Annotated in this window: 19 protein-coding genes; 11 read left to right on the top strand and 8 right to left on the bottom strand. The window is 46.0% G+C overall.

Annotation, left to right across the window (positions count from 1 at the left end):
* Positions 1-22: 22 nt before the first annotated feature.
* On the bottom strand, positions 23-2,785 hold the full coding sequence (locus NIAKO_RS24760; protein WP_014221191.1) for a 2-oxoglutarate dehydrogenase E1 component: 2,763 nt from the start codon (positions 2,783-2,785) through the stop codon (positions 23-25).
* A gap of 311 nt (positions 2,786-3,096) precedes the next feature.
* On the opposite strand from NIAKO_RS24760, the gene rpsT reads away from it, so the two are divergent.
* Together rpsT and NIAKO_RS24750 are read left to right on the top strand one after the other, a co-directional pair.
* Complete coding sequence (gene rpsT / locus NIAKO_RS24755) at positions 3,097-3,354, top strand: 30S ribosomal protein S20 (RefSeq protein ID WP_014221190.1); 258 nt, start codon at positions 3,097-3,099, stop codon at positions 3,352-3,354.
* A gap of 300 nt (positions 3,355-3,654) precedes the next feature.
* Positions 3,655-5,382 (top strand): M14 family metallopeptidase, encoded by a 1,728-nt coding sequence (locus NIAKO_RS24750; RefSeq protein ID WP_014221189.1) that lies wholly within the window; start codon positions 3,655-3,657, stop codon positions 5,380-5,382.
* A gap of 111 nt (positions 5,383-5,493) precedes the next feature.
* On the opposite strand, the gene NIAKO_RS24745 is transcribed toward NIAKO_RS24750, so the two are convergent.
* Positions 5,494-6,264 (bottom strand): AMP nucleosidase, encoded by a 771-nt coding sequence (locus NIAKO_RS24745; protein WP_014221188.1) that lies wholly within the window; start codon positions 6,262-6,264, stop codon positions 5,494-5,496.
* Between the two features lie 79 nt (positions 6,265-6,343).
* On the opposite strand from NIAKO_RS24745, the gene NIAKO_RS24740 reads away from it, so the two are divergent.
* Together NIAKO_RS24740 and NIAKO_RS24735 are read left to right on the top strand one after the other, a co-directional pair.
* Positions 6,344-6,784, top strand: a complete 441-nt coding sequence (locus tag NIAKO_RS24740; protein ID WP_041349294.1) for a type I restriction enzyme HsdR N-terminal domain-containing protein — start codon at positions 6,344-6,346, stop codon at positions 6,782-6,784.
* 51 nt (positions 6,785-6,835) lie between these two features.
* On the top strand, positions 6,836-9,163 hold the full coding sequence (locus tag NIAKO_RS24735; RefSeq protein ID WP_014221186.1) for a DUF2339 domain-containing protein: 2,328 nt from the start codon (positions 6,836-6,838) through the stop codon (positions 9,161-9,163).
* A 104-nt stretch (positions 9,164-9,267) separates the two neighbouring features.
* Here the strand turns inward: NIAKO_RS24735 and NIAKO_RS24730 are convergent, their stop codons facing one another.
* From NIAKO_RS24730 to NIAKO_RS24710, 5 genes are all read right to left on the bottom strand, one after another.
* Complete coding sequence (locus NIAKO_RS24730; protein ID WP_014221185.1) at positions 9,268-10,677, bottom strand: Glu/Leu/Phe/Val family dehydrogenase; 1,410 nt, start codon at positions 10,675-10,677, stop codon at positions 9,268-9,270.
* Between the two features lie 121 nt (positions 10,678-10,798).
* Entirely contained in the window at positions 10,799-11,020 is a 222-nt protein-coding gene (locus tag NIAKO_RS24725; protein ID WP_014221184.1) for a CcmD family protein, read from the bottom strand.
* 8 nt (positions 11,021-11,028) lie between these two features.
* Positions 11,029-11,778 (bottom strand): cytochrome c biogenesis protein, encoded by a 750-nt coding sequence (locus tag NIAKO_RS24720; RefSeq protein ID WP_262493742.1) that lies wholly within the window; start codon positions 11,776-11,778, stop codon positions 11,029-11,031.
* Complete coding sequence (locus NIAKO_RS24715; RefSeq protein ID WP_014221182.1) at positions 11,766-12,416, bottom strand: heme exporter protein CcmB; 651 nt, start codon at positions 12,414-12,416, stop codon at positions 11,766-11,768. The genes NIAKO_RS24720 and NIAKO_RS24715 overlap by 13 nt, the downstream gene beginning before the upstream one ends.
* 75 nt (positions 12,417-12,491) lie before the next feature.
* The gene (locus NIAKO_RS24710; RefSeq protein WP_014221181.1) at positions 12,492-13,073 is read right to left on the bottom strand and encodes a thymidine kinase; all 582 of its coding nucleotides are present in this window, start codon (positions 13,071-13,073) and stop codon (positions 12,492-12,494) included.
* Between the two features lie 95 nt (positions 13,074-13,168).
* Here NIAKO_RS24710 and NIAKO_RS24705 point away from each other — a divergent pair, with 95 nt between their 5' ends.
* Positions 13,169-14,032 (top strand): hypothetical protein, encoded by an 864-nt coding sequence (locus NIAKO_RS24705; protein ID WP_014221180.1) that lies wholly within the window; start codon positions 13,169-13,171, stop codon positions 14,030-14,032.
* On the opposite strand, the gene NIAKO_RS24700 is transcribed toward NIAKO_RS24705, so the two are convergent.
* Positions 14,005-15,366 carry a 3-deoxy-D-manno-octulosonic acid transferase gene (locus NIAKO_RS24700; RefSeq protein WP_014221179.1) on the bottom strand — a complete coding sequence of 454 codons (1,362 nt, stop codon included), beginning with the start codon at positions 15,364-15,366 and terminating at the stop codon, positions 14,005-14,007. The genes NIAKO_RS24705 and NIAKO_RS24700 overlap by 28 nt on opposite strands.
* Positions 15,367-15,617: 251 nt before the next feature.
* On the opposite strand from NIAKO_RS24700, the gene NIAKO_RS24695 reads away from it, so the two are divergent.
* From NIAKO_RS24695 to rfbD, 6 genes are all read left to right on the top strand, one after another.
* A complete protein-coding gene (locus NIAKO_RS24695) occupies positions 15,618-16,748 on the top strand; it encodes a DegT/DnrJ/EryC1/StrS family aminotransferase (protein ID WP_014221178.1) in 1,131 nt (376 codons plus the stop codon).
* 19 nt (positions 16,749-16,767) lie between these two features.
* On the top strand, positions 16,768-18,090 hold the full coding sequence (locus tag NIAKO_RS24690; RefSeq protein WP_014221177.1) for a UDP-glucose dehydrogenase family protein: 1,323 nt from the start codon (positions 16,768-16,770) through the stop codon (positions 18,088-18,090).
* Positions 18,091-18,108: 18 nt separating this feature from the next.
* Positions 18,109-19,095 carry a UDP-glucuronic acid decarboxylase family protein gene (locus tag NIAKO_RS24685; RefSeq protein ID WP_014221176.1) on the top strand — a complete coding sequence of 329 codons (987 nt, stop codon included), beginning with the start codon at positions 18,109-18,111 and terminating at the stop codon, positions 19,093-19,095.
* A 62-nt stretch (positions 19,096-19,157) separates the two neighbouring features.
* Positions 19,158-20,231, top strand: a complete 1,074-nt coding sequence (rfbB, locus tag NIAKO_RS24680; protein ID WP_041347260.1) for a dTDP-glucose 4,6-dehydratase — start codon at positions 19,158-19,160, stop codon at positions 20,229-20,231.
* A gap of 34 nt (positions 20,232-20,265) precedes the next feature.
* Positions 20,266-20,826 carry a dTDP-4-dehydrorhamnose 3,5-epimerase gene (rfbC, locus tag NIAKO_RS24675; protein WP_014221174.1) on the top strand — a complete coding sequence of 187 codons (561 nt, stop codon included), beginning with the start codon at positions 20,266-20,268 and terminating at the stop codon, positions 20,824-20,826.
* A gap of 9 nt (positions 20,827-20,835) precedes the next feature.
* Positions 20,836-21,714, top strand: coding sequence for a dTDP-4-dehydrorhamnose reductase (rfbD, locus tag NIAKO_RS24670; protein ID WP_014221173.1), 879 nt, complete (start codon positions 20,836-20,838; stop codon positions 21,712-21,714).
* Positions 21,715-21,742 lie beyond the last annotated feature (28 nt).

The following is a 21,742-nucleotide window of genomic DNA, read 5'->3' as shown; positions in this document are numbered from 1 at the left end:
TGGGCAATCGTGATGAACAAAGTTATATTGAAAAAGCGGTATCAATGATCTCAGTCTGCTCCTGTGCGTGAACCTTGGCATAACCGGTGGCGGTAGCAGCGCTTGGCTGACGGCTGATAACACCATAATTAATGCTCTTCAGGTTCATTTGTAAGAAGGAGGCCGCGCCCATGTTCAGTGGTTCTTCCTGTACCCAGAACCAGGTTGCTTTATTGTATTTGGAATACAAAGCTTCCAGTTGTTTAACAGGTAAAGGATACAACTGTTCAAGACGGATGATAGCGGTGTCTTTCTTGTTCTCTTTTTGCTGACGCTCTGCGAGGTCAAAGTATACTTTACCGCTGCAGAACAACACCTTGCGTACGCTGGAGGCGTCCGTTACAAAAGTATCATCGATCACCTCTTTGAAGCCGCCGTTCAGGAACTCCTTTGTTGGCGAGTAAGTACCCGGGTCACGGAGTTTGGCTTTGGGTGAGAAGTTGATCAGCGGTTTGCGGAACGACCAGATTAACTGGCGACGCAGGGCATGGAACAGGTTGGCGGCTGTGGTAATATTAGTTACTACCATATTCATTTCAGCGCACATTTGTAAGAAGCGTTCCATCCGGGCGCTGCTATGTTCAGGTCCCTGACCTTCATAACCGTGCGGCAACAACAGGGTTATACCGTTCATGCGGTTCCATTTTTGTTCGCCGGCCGAAATGAACTGGTCGATCATGATCTGGGCGCCATTGCTGAAATCGCCAAACTGGGCTTCCCATAATACCAGGCTGTTGGGGTTGGCCATTGCATAGCCATACTCAAAGCCCAGTACACCATATTCGCTAAGTAAAGAATTGTATATTCTGAATTGACCGTTGGCGCCGGGGATCTCGCTTAATCTGCTGTATGCTTTGTCGGTTTTCTCATCGCGCAAAACAGCATGGCGGTGTGAGAAGGTACCGCGGCGAACGTCCTGTCCGCTCATCCGCACATCATTTCCTTCCAGCAGCAGGCTTCCATAAGCCAGCAACTCACCGGTTGCCCAGTCAAGTTTACCTTCTTCGTTGAATAGTTTTACTTTTTCCTGGATGATCTTTTCTACCTTTTTCAACGGCGTGAAATCGGCAGGCCATTTCATGATGGCATCAAATACCTTTTTAAAGCTGGCTTCGTCGAGAGCGGTAACGGGCGACTTTTCAAAGTCGGCCTCAGTGGCTTTCCGCAAATTCTTCCAGGCCAGTTCGGGTTGTTGGTAATGATAGGGGAGTGGTTTCTGTTTTATTTCATCGAGGCGTTCCTGCAAGTCGGCCCAGAATTTCTTTTCCATTTCCTTGGCCAGGTCCAGGGCGTCAGGTTCGCCGGTTTCCTGCAGGAACCGGGTATACACTTCACGCGGGTTGGCGTGTTTTTCGATCAGTGCATACAGTTGTGGCTGCGTGAATTTAGGATCGTCGCCTTCGTTGTGCCCATGTTTGCGGTAACAAACCATGTCAATGAACACATCGGAGTTAAATTCCTGGCGGTAGCGGGTAGCTATTTGTACGCATTTAACCACTGCTTCTGCATCGTCGCCATTTACGTGTAACACGGGCGCCTGAATCATGGCTGCCAGCGATGTACAGTAGTCAGAGCTGCGGGCGTCTTCAAAATCGGTGGTGAAACCGATCTGGTTATTTATCACGAAGTGAATGGTGCCGCCAGTGTAGTAACCATCGAGGTCGCTCATTTGCAGTACTTCGTAAACAATACCCTGGCCTGCAACTGACGCGTCGCCATGGATGAGTATAGGTAATATTTTGTCGAAATCGCTTTTGTACAGAACATCGGCTTTTGCCCGGGCGAAGCCAATCACAACCGGATCAACTGTTTCCAGGTGCGATGGGTTGGGCATCAGCTTCAGGTGAATGGTTTTGCCATCGGGTGTTTCCACCTCGCTGCCATAACCCATGTGGTATTTTACGTCGCCGCTGCCCATGGTTTGGTCGGGCTTGGCGGTACCTTCAAATTCACTGAAGATCTGCTCATAGGTTTTACCCATGATGTTGGCCAGTACGTTCAGGCGGCCGCGGTGCGCCATGCCGATCACTACTTCCTGCACGTCGTTATTGGCGGCAGTAGTAATGATCTCGTCCAGCGCAGCAATAGTGCTTTCGCCACCTTCCAGGGAGAATCGCTTCTGGCCGATGTATTTGGTGTGGAGGAATTTCTCGAAGATCACGCCCTGGTTCAGTTTTTCCAGGATGCGTTTTTTCTTGTTGATGGCCAGCGGTTTGGAGAAGTTGCGCTCCATTTCGTTGGTAAGCCAGTCAACTTTCTTCTGATCGCTGATGTATTTGAACTCGATCCCTACATGCCCGGCATAGGTCTTTTGCATGTGGGTGAGAATATTGCGGAGTGTGGTGGTTCCCAACCCGATCATATTGCCTGCATTCAGGGTTTTATCGAGATCAGCCTCGGTAAAACCATAAAAACCCAGGTCCAGGTTGGCGCCACGGTCTTTGCGCTGGCGAATGGGGTTGGTTTTAGCAATCAGGTGGCCTTTGTTGCGGTAACCCAGAATAAGGCGGTAGGCGCCTACTTCTTTTTTCCAGTCGAAGCTTTCGCCGGTAGCGCCGGATGTTTCACCTGCTACTGCTGCCGTTCCGTTCGTTGTCCCATTTTTACCTTGTCCCACGGCAAAGTCAAATCCTTCAAAAAATTTTTTAAGGTCGGGATCAACACTGTTTGGGTCTTGTAAGAAATCCTGATACAGGTTTTCAATAAAGGCCGGGTGGGAATTGGTGATATACGAAAAATCCTTCATGAGGATGCAATTGAAACTTAAAGTGTATTGAGTTATTTAAAATCGGGGTACAAATATCGGTCAAAAACGGTAGGAATAGAAGTCAAATTATCTGAATTTGTGTTTTTTAACTCCATTTAAAGGGGGAGGGCGCTAAAACCTGCAAGGGGCGTGCATTCTATGGTAAATTAGTGGAAAAAGAAATGGTTAATTTGCTGTTATTCATGGAGTAGCCGCACCGGGCAAGATTTTTTCTGTATTATTTTTCGTTTTCTTGTTCAAATCCTTACCTTTGCACTCCCCTAAATTTTTGGGGAGTAAATAAGAACGAAATGGCAAATCATAAAGCTACTAAAAAAGACGTACGTCAAGCTGCTAAAAGACGTGAAAGAAACAAGTATTACGGTAAAACTACCCGTAATGCCATCCGTGATTTGAAAGCGCTGAAGACTAACGGCGAAGCTACCAAAGAGTTTCCTGAAGTGGCTTCTATGATCGACAAATTAGCAAAAAGAGGTATTATCCATAAGAATAAAGCAGCTAACCTGAAAAGCAAGCTGGCTAAAAAGATCAATACCTTAGCAAAATAAGTGGTGTTCCTGCGGGCCATTTGACATCTGGCTTGTGGGTTTATTTTATAAGATATTATTTTTTTTGTTTTTTCCTCCCGTTCAAGCGGGAGGTTTTTTTGTTTATAGGAAAGCAACCTCAAGCCGCAAGCTGTAAGCCAAAAGCAAATATACTCCTGCGCGGCAACTCTGAACTGTGAACTCGGAACTTGGAACCTGTAGCCTGCAACAGCCACTCTTCACACAGCAGCTGCCTTTCCCGGTAACTGGCGACCGGTAACCGGTAACATTTCCTATATTTAAGGCTCCAACAGTCACATTATGAGAATACTATCAGTACTCTTCCTGTTTTTATTGCCGGCATTTATTTTCAGCCAATCCATTACAACTAAATACGAGCAATCCCAGGCCAAAGAAACGCCCACCTACAGCGAGATCATCAGCTGGTGGCAAATGATGGACACCCGGTTCCCCACCATAAAAATGCAAACTATGGGACCCAGCGATGCCGGTTTTCCCCTGCACCTGGTGATAGTGTCGACCGACGGTGATTTTGATCTGGCCAGCCTGCACCGGAAAAATAAACGCATCATCCTGGTAAATAATGGCATTCACCCCGGCGAGCCGGATGGCATCGATGCCAGCATGCTGCTGGTGCGGGATATTGCCACCCACAAAATAAAACTGCCCGATAATGTGGTGCTGGCCATTATACCGGTTTATAATATTGGTGGTTGTTTGAATCGCAGCCCCTACTATCGCGTAGACCAAAACGGACCGGCGGAATTCGGTTCCCGTGGTAATTCTCAAAATCTGGATCTCAATCGCGACTTTATAAAATGCGATTCCAAAGAAGCCCGCTCCTTTGCGGCTATCTTTCACCTGTGCGACCCCGATGTGTTTGTTGATAACCACGTAAGCAACGGCGCCGATTACCAGCACATTATGACTCTGCTTACCAGTCAGTATAACAAACTGGGCGGGCCCATGGGCGATTACCTGCATACGCAGTTTGAACCGGGACTGTACAAGCTGATGAAAGAAAAGGGCTATGACCTGGTGCCCTATGTTGATTTTGCCGGCCAAACGCCGGAGTCGGGCATGGAGGCTTACTTTGATGGCCCGCGCTATAGCAGCGGTTACGCCACTTTGTGGCACACCTTTGCCTTTGTACCCGAAACTCATATGCTGAAACCATATAACCAGCGGGTGGAAGCGACCAAAGCCCTGATGGAATCGTTCATCGCTTTCACGGCCACCAACAGTACTACCATTCACCAATTGCGGGAACAAACTAAAAAGGCCGTATCAAGCCAAACCAGTTTTCCGGTGAGCTGGAAACTCGATACTACTAAAACTGATCTGGTAACGTTCAAAGGTTATGAGTCCGGACATAAACCGAGTGAAGTATCCGGGCTGCCGCGTTTGTATTACGATCGCAGCAAGCCGTACGAAAAACAGATTAAGTACTATAATACTTACGCTGCCCGCACTACGATCGAAAAACCGCTTGCCTATATTATTCCCCAGGGCTGGTGGCCGGTGATCGATCTGTTAAAACTTAATAAAGTGAATATGCAGGTATTGGCAAAGGATACCGAGATGATGGTAGAAACGTATCTTATTGAAGATTACAAACCTTACCCCCGGCAGTATGAAATGCATCATTTGAATACAAATGTGGTGGTGAACGCCGCCACGCTGCCGATAAAATTCAGAAAAGGAGATTATTATATTCAGCTCAATCAACCAGCCAACCGGTTTTTGATGGAAGTGCTGGAACCGCAGGCCGATGATTCTTACTTTGCCTGGAATTATTTTGATGCTGTCCTGGGCCGGAAGGAAGGATATAGCGCTTATGCATTTGAAGATATAGCGGCGCAATACCTTACTGATCATCCCAATGTAAAAAAGGAGCTGGAAACACGCAGGTCAACTGATACAGCCTTTGCCAAAAGCGCCAGCGCCCAGCTTGACTTTGTTTATCATAATTCACCTTACTACGAACCCGATCATATGCGGTATCCGGTTTATAGAGTAGTTCGTTAGATCGGCAATCCCCGGCAAGTCGGGGCAGGCTGGCAATCGATTTTGGGCGGCGCAATTGCGTTTATTAAATTGAAATATCGTGAGCCATTCACGATTTACGATTCACGAAGATCAGAATCTCAAATGTCTCACGGTTAACCCGTCGTTGATTAATTGTTTCAGAGAATCAATTCCGATACGAACATGCCGTTCAACAAAATTGGCGGTGACCTTTTTGTCGCTTTCTTCGGTTTTTACGCCTTCGGGTACCATGGGCTGATCGCTTACCAGCAATAAAGCGCCGGTTGGAATTTTGTTATAGAAACCTACAGAAAAGATGGTGGCTGTTTCCATATCGATGGCCATGGCCCGTATCTTTTGCAGGTACTCTTTAAAGTGCTCATCGTGCTCCCATACCCGGCGGTTGGTAGTATACACGGTGCCGGTCCAGTAGTCAACGCTGTAATCGCGAATAGTAGTAGACACCGCTTTTTGCAGGGCGAATGCGGGCAGGGCAGGTACTTCGGGCGGGAAGTAGTCGTTGGAAGTACCCTCGCCACGAATGGCTGCGATGGGTAAAATAAGATCGCCGATATTGTTGCGTTTTTTCAACCCGCCGCATTTACCCAGGAACAGCACGGCCTTGGGTTCAATAGCTGTTAACAGGTCCATTACGGTAGCAGCTGTAGGGCTGCCCATGCCAAAGTTGACGATGGTAATGTTTTCGGCAGTGGCGCATTGCATGGGCCTGTCGATGCCCGTAACCGGTACGTTGTTCCATTCGGCAAACATCTTTACATAATTGCTGAAGTTGGTGAGCAGAATGTATTCACCAAAATGGTCGAGGGTTTCTCCGGTGTAACGGGGCAGCCAGTTCTTTACTATTTCATCTTTTGTTTTCATAATCAATAAATTTCGTTTATTTTAAGCAAACGCGGTTGTTTTTTAGTACTAAGAAATGGTAAATAGTAGCTTTGACAATATGATCAGGATTGAATATCCTTTGTTCCCTTTTCGCATGAAACGGGAAGAAGGGAAAGAATTTATTTTTGATGAATGCCGCCGTCAATGGATCCGCCTGACTTCGGAAGAATGGGTTCGTCAGAATTTTCTGCAATATTTATTACAAACCAAGAAGTATCCCGCTGCCCTGATCGCTGTTGAAAAAGAGATCAGGCTGGGAGAGCTGAAGAAACGGTTTGATATACTTATATACAATCAACAGCACCAACCCTGGCTGATGGTGGAGTGTAAGGCGATGGAAGTGCCCATACAGGATGAGGTATTGCACCAGGTATTGCGGTATAACATAGCCGTACCCGTGCCCTACCTTGTAATTACCAATGGTGCAGCCAGTTTTGCTTATATTAGGAAAAACAACCAGCTGCAAATGCTTGATGATTTGCCGGAGTACGGAATTTAAGTTGTTGTTAACGGATTTTATGCGTTCTTTAGCTTAACCAACAACCTGATTATGGATAAAAATATCCATGAGAGAATTGAACTGCTAAGCCGTCGCATTCAGGAGCTGGCTGGTCAGCAAACATTAATCAGCAATCAGCTGGTACAACTGATCAACGAGCTGGAAGCACTGAAACGAACGGTGAATGCATACAACACAGCATTGCCTGACCCTGTAACACCCATACAGGTAGAAACCGTAGAAGTAAAAGACGTTATTGAAGCGCCATCCCGCCGTCCACCCCCACCAGCTCCTCCACGGTCCCCACGGGTTGCTGCCAAATCATCATCATCCTTTGAAGAATTTATTGGAAAGAACGTTGCCAGCAAGGTAGGCATCCTGGTTACCATCATAGGCATCTTCATTGGCAGCAAGTATGCCATCGAACATAATATGGTAAGCCCCATTGTGCGGATAACCACCGGATATATTTCTGGGATAGCCCTGGTGGCTATAGGCATCTGGTTAAAGAAAAAGTATGAGGCTTACAGCAGCGTATTAATGGGGGGCGGACTGGCCGTGTTGTATTTCATTACTTATACTGCTTATAGTTTTTATCATTTGCTGCCGCAGCCGGTTGCTTTTGCCATGATGCTGGTTTTTACGGCGGGTACCGTGTATGCAGCCCTGTTATACAACCGCGTAATTATTGCTCACCTGGCCCAGGTAGGTGCCTATGCCATTCCATTTTTATTAAGCGATAACTCGGGGCGCTATGCCGTATTCTTTGGTTATGTAGCCATTATAAATACCGGTATCCTGGTGGTTTCGTTGCGCAAATACTGGAAGTCGCTGTTTTATTCAGCTTTCATTCTTACCTGGTTTATTTACGGGTTCTGGTATATTACCAGTTTTAGTTATCCGTTACATAAGTACATTGCCTGGACATACCTTGTTGTTTTCTTCCTGATCTTTTATGCTACGTTTCTGGCCTATAAGATCATCAAAAAAGAACAGTACGGGCTCAGCGATGTGTTGGTATTGCTAAGTAATGCGTTTATATTTTATGGTATCGGGTATAACCTCATCAATTATGAATCGCCCGTAACCTTCACCAACTACGCCGGCGCCTTTACCCTTGTTAATGCGGCCATCCATTTAACGGTAAGCCAGGTAATAAGGCGTTTACAACTGGCAGACCGGTCTTTGTACTATCTGTTACTGGGTTTGGTGATCGTATTTTGTACCATTGCCATACCCGTACAGCTCGATGGCAACTGGGTAACCCTGTTATGGACTGCCGAAGCCGTGCTGGTGTTTTTGATAGGCCGCATGCGGCGCGCAGGTTCCTATGAAAAACTGGGCGCCGGTTTGGCCATCCTGAGTTTTTTAAGCCTGGCCCAGGACTGGTTCAGCCACGCGGTTCAGTTTACATTTTCCACCGGTGCTGCAGAAACCCCTTTTATAAATATCGTGTTTGCTACGGGACTGTTGGTGGCAATTGCACAGGGCGCTATGATCTATTATAACAGGAATAAAAACTATCAGTCTACTTTACAACCCGGTAGCCTGTACCTTGGATTTTATAATTACTTTCTGCCGGCCATCTTCCTGGTCACCACCTATTTTACTTTTTATCTCGAGATCAGCGGGTATTTCAGGCAATTGGAAAAACCGGCCAGTTACGTTTACTTTTTCGGCATGTTTGTTTCTGCCAACAGTGCGTTTGCCTTTGTGGTGTTGTTGCTGTATAGTATGGTTTTCAGCATGGTGGTGATGATGGCCAATCAACGCTGGGGCCGCAGCAGGTTACTGGCCATGTTTTCATTGACTGGTATTGGGGTGATGTTGTTGATGCTGGTAACACAAACGCTGGCCGTGTTAAATGAGCTTACGCATAACTATTATCAGAAAGGAGGAGTTTATTTCGGCGCGCTGGAATTTTACATCAGGTATATCGTAATAGTGATAACGGCATTATTACTTTATACCGGGCAACAAACTATGAATGAATTTATTCAGGAGGCGGCCGTTAAAAAAGCCTGGACGCTGACCGTATATGGCGTAGTACTGGCTTTTATCAGTGCCGAATATCTTTGCTGGACGTCTTTCTCCGGCGCAGGTAATCAATACAAATTAGGCCTGAGTGTTGTGTGGGGGCTATATGCCCTGATGCTGATTGTGCTGGGGATTCAGAAAAAACAAAAACACCTGCGGCTGGCCGCCATTGTGTTGTTTATGGTAACGCTCATTAAGTTATTCTTTTACGACCTGGCCGATTCCAGTACCATTACCAAAACGATCTCGTTTATTTCATTAGGAGTGTTGTTGCTGGTAGTATCGTTCCTGTATAATAAGTATAAGGAGGTGTTGTTTGGTGATGGGGACGGAAGGGCGTAAGCTGATAAACAAGGAGTTGTAAAAGTAAGAATGCCATCCCGCTAAGCGCAAAAAAAAAGCCTTCCCGATACATCGGGAAGGCTCTGTATAATTTTCAGCCTTAACTATGGGAATATACCCAGCTCATTATAACTGGTTCCAACTTTATTGATGGCTACCACGTAGGCGGCTGTACGCATATCAGGAATTTGCGGATTGGCTTTCCATACATCCATGATCTCGCGGGTAGCGGTAATCATGGTTTCTTCCAAACCACTGCGTACCAGGTCAACCTCATCGGGACCGTGCATGATCAATTCTTTTTCTGAACCATTTACCTTTTTGCCGGTCAGTTCTTCAATTTGGCCAAGGATATGGGTATTTAGGTTCTCGGTAAAGCGTTTTTCCATGCGGCCATAACGCACATGGCTGAGGTTCTTTAACCATTCAAAGTACGATACGGTTACCCCGCCGGCATTGAGATACATATCCGGTACTACCAGGATGCCTCTTTTTGCAAACACTTCATCCGCTTCGGGTGTAAGTGGTCCGTTGGCAGCTTCACCAATGATCTTTGCTTTTACATTAGGCGCGTTCTGACCATTCACCACGGCTTCCAGTGCAGCAGGGATCAGGATATCGCAATCCATTTCAAGTGCATCGGTATTTTTTGTAAAGTTGGTGCTTCCCGGGAAATTCAGGATAGTACCTTTGGCTTTGCGGTGTTCAACAACTTTGTCTACATCCAGGCCATCGAGGTTATAAATAGCGCCTTCGTATTCACTTAAACCAACGATTTTGGCGCCATGTTCCTGGAAGAATTTGGCAGTATGGTAACCCACATTACCCAATCCCTGTACAACAACACGTTTACCTTCCACACCAACTGGTAAGCCCAGTTTATCCATTACTTCTTTCATGGAAAGTACTTCGCGTAAACCGTAGAACACACCCAGGCCGGTTGCCTCGCGACGGCCGCGAACGCCACCCTGGGTAACAGGTTTACCGGTTACGCAACCCAGTCCGTCAATTTCGCCGGGGCGCATACTGGTGTAAGTATCAACGATCCAGGCCATTTCACGTTCGCCGGTACCATAATCGGGGGCGGGTACGTCAATGCCGGGGCCTATGAAATTCTTTTTAATCAGTTCTGAAGTATAACGCCGGGTGATCTTTTCCAGCTCATAAGGCGTATACTTTTTGGGGTCGATGGTGATACCGCCTTTGGCGCCGGCAAACGGAACGTTTACGATAGCGCATTTATAGGTCATAAGGGCGGCAAGGGCCATTACTTCATCGAGGTTCACTGAAAGGGCAAAACGAATACCGCCTTTACAGGGAAATTTGTGATGGGAGTGTTGAACGCGATAAGCTTTGATAACTTCGATCTTATCGCCAATTTTTACCGGAAAATGCATGCGATAAACGGCATTGCATTGTTTGATCTGTTCCAGGATACCGGGATCCCAGGTGGTGAATTGCGCGGCTTTATCGAAACTCTTCTCCACCGCGCCAAAAAAACTGTAATCTGACATGACTAAGCTGTTTTTGTTTATGTTTTGAGCAGTATATAGCAAGTTGTGGTTGACAGATCGTGTTCCGTCAACTAATCGTTATAGATTTTACAGAGGCAACGGCCTCATTCACCATTCACAGTTATAAAGAACTTTGTTTTTCGAGCTTTGAGATCTTTCTGTCGAGCCGGATCACATACAGGAACAATCCCGCCAGAATTGTTACGGCAACAACCAGTACAACATAGATCTTGTTGCCGGCGGCCAAACCTGTTGGCGTTTGCGCTACATGTTTCGTAGAGTCCTGGGCACGGGCCATTAATTGGACAAATAAAACGATCAGGGTTACAATTAGTTGCTTCATACTAAAAATTATGCGGAATGTTTTTTCTCTTCCAGTAATCGAACGCGCAACCTAAGGGTGGATATCCAGGTGCCTAACAATATCCAGCCGAGTACGGCGGGGTAAAAAACGAGGCGCATTTTAAAATCGAGGCTACTGCCACCAAGGCCGGGGTTTCCCTCCGTTCCTTTACCGCCGGGGTGTAACGATTCCGTTAGCCGGGGTAGTATCAGGATCATGGGTATGTAAATAAAATAGGCGAAAATGTTATAAACTGCCGCCACCCGGCTTCTTTTATCCATATCGGTCATGGAATTACGCAGCACAAAATAGGCTATATAAATAAGCAGGGCAATGGCCGCACCGGTTTGTTTGGGGTCGTTGCTCCAGAAAGAGCCCCAGGTGTAATTGGCCCAGATAGAACCGGTTACCAGGCCCAAACATCCCAGTACCGTAGCAGTACGGGCAAATTCGGTGGCGTAAATGTCGTAAAGAGGATCGGGCTTGCGCAGGTATTTTATTGAGTAATACAGGGACACTGTAATAAGCGCTAACTGGCTGAACCACATGGGCACGTGAAAGAAGAAGTTGCGCATGCTTTCATACAGGTTGCTGTTGGCATACGCCGTTTCATAAGGAAGCGGAACTATAAAGCCAAAGATGAAAGTATAGACCAGAAAAACAATACTCAGTATTTTCCACCATTTCCACTGCATAGAGTGCTGTAGTTTGTTGAGGTGGGGCAAAATTAGGGGAAAGAAACTAATTAATCCTTCCACAAAAACGGGAATAAAATTACCGCCAGGGCAATCACCAGCACATCCAGCGCCACCAGCAGCAAAACGATCTGCCAAAGGCCTACCTGGATAATATCGGCAAACGCGGTGTTCGACATTTTCATCAGCAACAATACCTGCGGAATAATGAGCGGAAAACCCATAATGGCCATCAGGGCGGCGCCCTGGCGGGCACGGGCGGCTATGGCTGCCAGAAAAGTAAATACCAGGCTCAGGCTACAACCGCCCAAACAGGTAAAACCAATAAACCGGATGGGGCTATGCAGGGGATTGCCCATCAGCAACTGAAACAACACCAGGCTTACCAGGCTCATGATGATCATTAACCCTGCATTGAATAATAATTTGGAAAGAATAAAATCGCGCGCCCCTGCAATGGTATAAAAGTATAACATGCGGCCATGGCTTTCTGCCAGAAAACTTTTTGCCACCGCATTCACACAAATAAACAACTGTATCATCCAGAACAACCCGTTCCATACTTTTTCTTCGGGCTGGTTCATGGCCAGGTATAAAACAAAGATGGTAGAGGCTACGTACAACAGAATACCGTAAAAAGTATATTGTTGCCTTATCTCTAACAGCAGATCTTTTTTAATAAGTGCGATTATGTGATTCAACGAGGTTTTAAATTTAAAGTTGAAAGTTTAACGTTTTAAGTTACCGCGACGGCTTGCGGCTTGAGCTTGCAGCTTTCAGCCGTTTTCTACTGCCCCCTCATAATAACACTTCCTGCACCGCGGTTCATACACATCCTTCTCACCCAGCAAAACCTGTGTTTTATCGGCCTTTTTACGAAACGAATAATTGGCAATATGGCCGCATTTTACACAAATAGCGTGCAGCTTCGTAATATAATCGGCTTTGGATAGCAGAAAGGGAATTTGTCCAAAGGGTTTTCCGGTATAATCCATATCCAAACCCGCCACAATGACGCGATGGCCTCTCAGGGCCAGCTGATCGCACACATCGGGTAACTGATCGTCGAAGAATTGCGCCTCATCAATACCAATTACGTCAGCTTCATTATGCAATAATAAAATGGTTTGTGAGTTATCAATAGGAGTACTTAGAATGGCATTTTCGTCGTGCGATACAATGTTGTGAACATCATAGCGTACATCAATCTTAGGCTTAAAGATTTCTACCCGCAGGTTGGCGATCTTTGCCCGTTTTAGTCTCCGGATCAACTCTTCGGTTTTCCCGGAAAACATAGACCCGCAAATTACTTCAATACTGCCCCGGCGCTCACCCGATATATTAGGTTCTATAAACATCTTTTAACGGAAATAGGTACAATAATTGTTAACTTTATCATTTAGCTCTAACCATCAATCAATTAACTCTAACCATAAAAAAGTACCCGCTTATTATGGAACGTTTAGCACAACTTATTGGCAAATTAAATGAACAATTTGCACAAAACGCCGATCCGTTTCAACTATTAGTGACTGCCCAATTAATTGAAACAGAATTGGTACAGATGTCAACGTCCACACACCGGGTTGTAAATTCATCCAAAGTGGCGGTGGTAATGCCTGCGGCTAATGGTCATGGCTACCAGGCCCGTAAGGCGGCATTCCAGGAAAATCCCACGCCAGAAGTAGTAAATACCCCCGAGGCGGTTGCAGAACCACCGGTTGAAGTAAAGGCGCCGGTTGTTGAGGAAGCTCCCGTTGTTGTGGAAACGCCGGTTGTAGTGGAAGAAACACCACCCGTGGTAGTTACCCCGGTTGTGGTGAATGGCAACGGCATTAATGGAACTGTGGAAAAAAATAGTACCCACAACGGTACCAATGGCAATAATGGTACTAATGGTCATCACCACGATGCCCAGACTGAATACGGGTGGAAAATTGATCCGCTGCGCGAAGTCCCCACTTTAGCGCATCAACAGGTTGTTAAAGAACTGAATGAAGTGATGGCTACCAAAAGCTCTTCCCTTAATGAAAAGTTAAAAGAAGAGGTGAAGGAGGTAGCTCATGTATTGAACGATGCGCCGGTACGCGATCTGCGCCGGGCTATCGGTATCAATGATCGTTTTGTATTTATCAGCGAACTCTTCCGCAACGACGAAGTGATGTATGAACGCAGCATAAAAACCATCAATAGTTTTCGCATATTGCCCGAAGCCCAGTACTGGATCGAACGCGAATTAAAAGTTAAACTGGGTTGGGACGAAAACAAGGAAAGCACCCGCCACTTTTATCAGCTGGTTAAAAGACGGTTCTCCTGAATGTACTGCATGATCTTTTCTGTTGCTCCCTTTTTATCATAAACGTAATTGCGGGCTGCCTGACAGCTTACCTGGTACATACCGGTATCTGTCAGCAGGTCGTTGCACGTTTTTTCCAGTTCCAGCGCCGTACTAATCACCAGGGCCCCACCTGCCTGTACCAGTTCAACCGCCTCAATGTATTTTTCGTACACGGGTCCATGCACCACCGGTTTGCCGTATACGGCAGCTTCCAGCACATTGTGTACACCATCATCACCAAAGCCGCCACCTATATACGTAATGGTAGCATATTTATACAGTTTTGAAAGCATGCCAATGTTGTCGATGATCAGCGTATTAGGCCCCTGCTTTTCTGATGGTAACTGTTTGTTACGGGCTACCGGCCGGGGTGAAGGGGAGAGGTGGGCTGCCAGTTTTGAAAACCGGATGCTGTTTTTGAACAACTTCTCTATTTCCTTCAGGTGGTCTTCATGAATTTCATGCGGAGCAATAATGAACTTTATATCAGGATGCGTATTGGCATAGTGATCCATTTCTTCCTCATCCTCGGGCCATGTGCTGCCCGCAACAATCACCGGGCTGTTGCCGCAAAATTGTTCGATAAGATCAATAGGTTTAAACTGTTCGGCTATCTGCACAACGCGGTCGAAACGGGTGTCACCGCTTACACTTACATTATTGGTAAAGCCAATGGAGCGAAGTAATTCTTTTGAGTTTTCGGTTTGAACAAACAGGTGGTTAAAGCTTTCCAGCATATACCAGTGAAGGCGGCCATACCATTTAAAGAAGGGCTGGTCGGGTCTGAAAATGCCTGATACCAGTAACAGCGGCACCTGTTTCTTTTTCAATTCAGTTAAATAATAGAACCAGTATTCGTATTTGATCCAGATTACCAGGTTGGGTTGCACCAGGTTGATGAATTTGCGCGCATTGGCCTTTGAATCCATGGGCAGGTACATCACGTAATCGGCGCCGGAATTGTTTTTCCGCACTTCGTAGCCGCTGGGGGAGAAGAAGGTGAGTAAAGTTTTGGCAGTGGGATATTGCTGTTTTATGGATTCCAGCACCGGCCGGCCCTGTTCAAACTCGCCCAGCGAGGAACAATGCACCCACACAAGTGGTGAGTGGTCAGCGGTGAGTGGTGAGTTGGGTTCCTGTGAGTTCAGACTCCCCGTCTGTGCCGTCTGCCTACTGCCTACTGCCTTTTCCAAATCATTCCAGATATCCTTTCTTCCATCACGCCATTTCCGCGCCTTGGGGTTCCACAGGGCGGTAATCCGGATTGCAACAGTGTATAAAAACAAAAAGATATTATAAATAAACAGGTGCACGGTAATAATTTGATTTCAGAAAACAGCAAATGTCGTTTTTATCGCCAGAATTGTCAAATAGCGAAAAACGTGCTGTTTGAAATATGTGTTTACTACAGGAACGTAGAACCCGCGGCACTGATTATATACCACAATAAATTTTTATATGGTAGTTGGTTCGGTGCTTTCCTGCTACTACTATTGCTTATATGCTTGCTCACACCATTTTTTTGCAGTACGTTTGTGCCCGTTTTGATTAAAAAAAGATACCTATGCAGCCAATACAAATGGTTGATTTAAAGCAACAATACTCGAAAATAAAGAGCGAAGTAGATACAGCCATTCAGGAAGTGATAAACAGCACTGCTTTCATTGCCGGAAAAGCAGTTCAGGATTTTGCTGCCGGGTTAAGTAAATACCTGGGAGTTAAACATGTTATTCCCTGCGCCAATGGAACCGATGCCCTGCAGATAGCGTTAATGGCGCTTGATCTGAAACCAGGCGACGAAGTGATCACGCCCTCCTTTACTTTTATTGCAACTACCGAAGTAGTGGCGCTTTTACAGTTGAAACCTGTATTTGTAGAAGTAGATCCCAAAACATTTTGTATAGATCCCGTAGCCATTGAAAAGGCAATTACGCCCAAAACAAAGGCTATTATCCCCGTTCACTTATACGGACAGGCGGCCAATATGGAAGCCATTATGGAAATTGCCAACCGCCACAACATCCCTGTAATTGAGGATAATGCACAGGCAATAGGCGGCGATATTACCCTCAGCAATGGTACCGTTAAAAAAACAGGCACCCTGGGCACTATTGGCACCACCTCTTTCTTCCCTTCCAAAAACCTGGGCTGCTATGGCGATGGCGGCGCTATTTTTACAGACGATGATAACCTGGCGCTGCAATTAAAAATGATTGCCAACCATGGCGGTTCAAAAAGATATTACCACGAACGGGTTGGTTGTAACAGCCGGCTCGACACTATACAGGCAGCTGTATTGAATGTAAAGCTGCCGCATTTGGATGAATATATTGCTGCACGCCGCAGTGCTGCTGATTTTTACGATAAGGCTTTTGCCGGAAATGCAAAGATCACAGTACCAAACCGGGCGCCCTACAGCAATCACGTATTTCACCAGTATACTTTATTGCTGGAAGGCGTTGACCGCGATGGCCTGAACCAGTTTCTGGCTGGTCATGGAATACCATCGATGATCTATTATCCCGTACCTGCGCACCGCCAGAAAATGTTCGAAGCCTTTGGTGGCGCTCAATATGAGCTGAAAACAACCGATTGGCTTACAGAACGTGTAATATCCCTGCCTATGCATACCGAACTGAGTAATGAACAGCTCCAGTTTATTACCAGCAAAGTATTGGAGTTTATTAATAAGTAGTAATTAAAACAACTTCAAAATGAAAATCGCTGTTGTAGGCACGGGCTACGTAGGCCTGGTTACCGGAACCTGTTTTGCAGAAACCGGTAATGATGTTACCTGCGTGGATATCGATAAAAAAAAGGTAGAGAAACTTTCTTCCGGCCAGATCACCATCTATGAACCTGGATTGGAAAAATTGTTTCTGCGTAACGTTAAAGAAGAACGCTTACGCTTTACCACCAGTTTGGCTGAAGGGATCAGAGACGCGGAAATCGTTTTCCTGGCATTACCAACACCGCCCGGTGAAGATGGAAGCGCCGATCTGAAATACATTCTGGGTGTTGCCAGAGACCTGGGCGAACTGATGACCGATTATAAGGTGATTGTCGATAAAAGTACCGTGCCTGTAGGCACAGCAGAAAAAGTATATGCAACCATTGCCAGGAGCTTTGTAGGCGATTTTGATGTGGTGTCGAACCCCGAATTCCTGCGGGAAGGGGTAGCAGTGGAAGATTTTATGAAACCAGACCGCGTGATAATAGGCACTGTTTCTGAAAGGGCCCGCAAAGTAATGGGCGAACTGTATGCGCCATTTGTGCGTTCGGGCAACCCTGTTATCTATATGGATGTTCGCTCGGCCGAGCTTACTAAATATGCCGCTAATTCCTTCCTGGCTACCAAGATCTCTTTTATGAACGAAATAGCCCAGTTGTGCGAACGCGTGGGCGCAGATGTGGATATGGTACGCCGCGGTATTGGCAGCGACGATCGTATTGGAAAACGCTTCCTGTTCCCGGGTATCGGGTATGGGGGCAGTTGTTTTCCCAAAGATGTGCAGGCCCTGGTTCAATCATCTAAAGAAGTGGAATACGATTTCCAGATCCTGAATGCGGTAATGGATGTGAATGAAAAACAAAAGCTGCACCTGCTTCCCAAGGTTAAAAGATATTTTAAGAATAACCTGAAAGGAAAACGTTTTGCCCTGTGGGGACTGGCGTTTAAACCTAATACGGATGATATTCGCGAAGCACCGGCTTTATATATTATTGATGAACTGGTAAAAGAGGGCGCCATTGTTTGTGCGTATGACCCCGAGGCAGTGAACAATGTGCGTGCATTATTGGGCGATAAAATTCAATATGCCGAAAACCAATACGATTGCCTGGTGGGTGCCGATGCGTTGATCATTGCCACCGAGTGGAATGAGTTTCGCACCCCTAACTTCCTGAAGATCGTAACTGCGCTTAAGCACAAAGTGATCTTCGATGGACGCAACCTGTTTGAAACAGACGCCATTAAAGAATTAGGATTTTACTACGAAAGCGTGGGCCGGTCAGTAGCTGATCCAGCTGCTAAATAATAATTAATAACTGTTTTCATGTCAAGAAAAAGAGTACTTATTACCGGAGCAGCAGGTTTTTTAGGGTCACATTTATGCGACCGGTTTATTAAGGAAGGTTTCCATGTTATTGGCATGGACAACCTGATTACCGGCGACCTGCGCAATATTGAACATTTATTCAAGCTGGAACAGTTTGAGTTTTATCACCACGATGTATCGAAATTCATTCATGTTCCCGGCGACCTGCATTATATCTTACACTTTGCTTCACCAGCCAGTCCCATCGACTACCTGAAAATTCCAATTCAAACGTTGAAGGTAGGTTCGTTGGGAACCCATAACTGCCTGGGACTTGCCAAAGCAAAGAATGCCCGCATTCTGGTAGCTTCTACTTCAGAAATATATGGCGATCCCCTGGTGCACCCGCAAAATGAAGAATACTGGGGTAATGTAAACCCTGTTGGACCGCGTGGAGTATACGACGAAGCAAAACGTTTTCAGGAGGCAATGACCATGGCGTATCATTCTTTCCATGGCGTTGAAACCCGCATCGTACGCATCTTCAATACCTACGGACCGCGTATGCGGTTGAACGACGGCCGTGCACTGCCTGCATTTATAGGCCAGGCATTACGTGGTGAAGACCTGACCGTATTTGGCGATGGTTCACAAACCCGCAGCTTTTGCTTTGTAGATGATCTTATTGAAGGAATATACCGGCTGTTAATGAGCGATTATCATCAGCCTGTTAACATAGGCAATCCTGATGAAATCTCGCTGCTGGAATTTGCCGAAGAGATCATTGCACTGACCGGAACAACACAAAAGATTGTACACAAACCATTGCCTGTCGATGATCCCAAACAACGGCAGCCGGATATTACCCGGGCAAAAGAAATCCTTGGCTGGACACCAAAAGTGAGCAGAAAAGAAGGATTGAAAGTAACCTACGATTATTTCAGATCGTTATCAAAAGATGAATGGTTTAAACAGCCTAAAGAGTTTCAAAACGCAAAAAGCTAAACGCAAAAGCTATTATAGCGTTCCGCGTTAAGCATTCAGCGTTAAGCCTTAATTAATATACTATGAGCACCTTTTCAAAAACGATCATGATCACTGGCGGAGCCGGGTTTATCGGTTCACACGTAGTGCGTTTGTTTGTAAACAAATATCCCCGGTACCTGATCGTGAATGCCGATGCACTTACCTATGCCGGTAACCTGGAGAATTTAAAAGATGTGCAGGATGCACCCAATTACAAATTCGAAAGAGCAGATATTACCGATGCAGCCCGCATAGAGGCATTGTTTGATAAATATGCATTTGATTCCGTGATCCACCTGGCGGCAGAAAGCCATGTTGACCGTTCGATCATTGACCCGCTGGCATTTGTAAAAACAAATGTACTGGGTACGGCCACGCTGCTAAACATTGCACGTAAAAACTGGGCGGCTTCTTCTGCTAAAATGGAAGGGAAGCGTTTCATGCACGTTTCAACCGATGAAGTGTATGGTTCACTGGGTGAGGAAGGTTTCTTTACAGAAGAAACTGCCTATGACCCCCGTTCACCCTATTCAGCGTCCAAAGCATCATCAGACCACTTCGTTATGGCCTGGTATCATACATATGGTTTACCGGTGGTAATGAGCAACTGTAGCAACAACTATGGTTCTTTCCATTTCCCCGAGAAGCTGATTCCGTTAATGATCAACAACATCAAAAACAACAAGCCATTGCCCGTATATGGGAAAGGCGAGAATGTACGCGACTGGTTATTTGTAGAAGACCATGCCCGCGCCATTGACGTGATCTTTCATAAAGGAAAAACAGGCGATAAGTACAACGTAGGTGGTTTTAACGAGTGGAAGAACATCGACCTGGTACATTTGTTGTGCAAAATCATGGATACAAAACTTGGCCGGGCAGAAGGCACTTCGGCCAAACTGATTACCTATGTAACCGACCGTCCGGGTCACGACATGCGGTATGCCATTGATGCCACAAAACTGAATAAAGAACTGGGCTGGGAACCTTCGCTTCAGTTTGAAGAGGGCCTGGAAAAAACAGTGGAATGGTACCTGCAAAATGAAGATTGGATAAAGCACGTAACTTCGGGCGATTACCAGCATTATTATGAAGAGCAATATGCAAAGCGATAATGCGGAAGTGCAAATTTAAAATCGACAATATCTAATGCCTTTTATAGAAACAGGAATTCCCGGCCTATTGGTATTTGAACCAATGGTATTTGAAGATAGCCGCGGTTATTTTTACGAAGCATATAATCAGAAACTCTTTGGTGGGGCCGGGATTGAAACTGTGTTTGTACAGGACAACCAATCACGCTCTTCTTATGGCGTAGTCAGGGGCTTGCATTACCAGGTGCCGCCATTTGCGCAGGTTAAACTGGTGCGGGCTATTGTAGGTGCTATCCTGGATGTAGCGGTTGATATCAGGAAAGGTTCCCCCACTTTTGGAAAGGCCTATTGCATTGAACTTTCTGCCGAAAATAAAAAGCAATTGTATATACCTGCAGGTTTTGCCCATGGGTTCTCTGTATTAAGCGAAACCGCTGAAGTAATGTATAAATGCGACCAGTTTTACAGTAAGGCCACCGAACACGGAATTATTTACAATGATCCTTCTTTAAATATCGACTGGCAGGTACCGATGAATGAGGCCATTGTATCAGATAAGGACCAGGTACTTCCCGTAATTGCTAATTGTGTTAATCCCTTTGAATATAATGGATAATCGTTGTTTATGTCGCAACCAGTTATTTTAGTTACAGGCGCCAACGGACAGGTAGGACAGGAGTTACGGGTATTGAGCGCATCGTATCCCGCATTTACTTTTGTTTTTACCGATGCGGATAGTATGCCTGTCAATAAGGAGGAGGTTGTACAACAAATGTTTGCTGCCCATCGCCCGGCATATTGCATAAACTGTGCGGCGTATACAGCAGTTGACAAAGCAGAAACAGAGCAGGAATTGGCGTTTGCTGTAAATGCAGAAGGGGTGCGAATACTGGCTGCAGCCTGCAAAAACTATAATACCCGGTTCATTCATATTTCAACCGATTATGTATTCAATGGCCAGTCACCAACGCCGTATAAAGAAGACGCTCCTACGGGGCCGGAGAACGTATATGGCGTTACCAAATTAAAAGGTGAACAGCTTTGCCGGGAAGTAAACCCCGAGTCTGTTATTATCAGAACGGCCTGGGTGTATTCTTCCTTTGGAAAGAACTTTGTAAAAACCATGATGAAGCTGATGCAGGAGCGCCCTGCTATCAGCGTGGTAAACGACCAGGTAGGCGCCCCCACCTATGCCGCCGACCTGGCAGCCTGCATGATGCAGATCGTTGCCAATACAAATACCTCTGCTGCAAACTGGCATCCCGGCATGTATCACTACAGCAACCAGGGACGCATCAGCTGGTTTGATTTTGCCGTTGGCATCAAAGAATTAACCGGCAGCACCTGCACGGTTAATCCCATTCCGTCCAAACAATTTCCCACCCCGGCCAAACGGCCATCTTTTTCCCTGCTGGATACGAGTAAGATCAGGCAAACGTTTAATATCGCCATTCCTGAGTGGAAGGAGTCGTTAAAGAAGTGTGTTGCGTTATTGAAGGGTTGATAGAGTTGACATAGTTGATTGCGTTGAT

This window comes from Niastella koreensis GR20-10 (assembly GCF_000246855.1).
GTDB classification, from domain to species: Bacteria; Bacteroidota; Bacteroidia; order Chitinophagales; family Chitinophagaceae; genus Niastella; species Niastella koreensis.
This window is presented reverse-complemented; position numbering and strand designations above follow the sequence as displayed.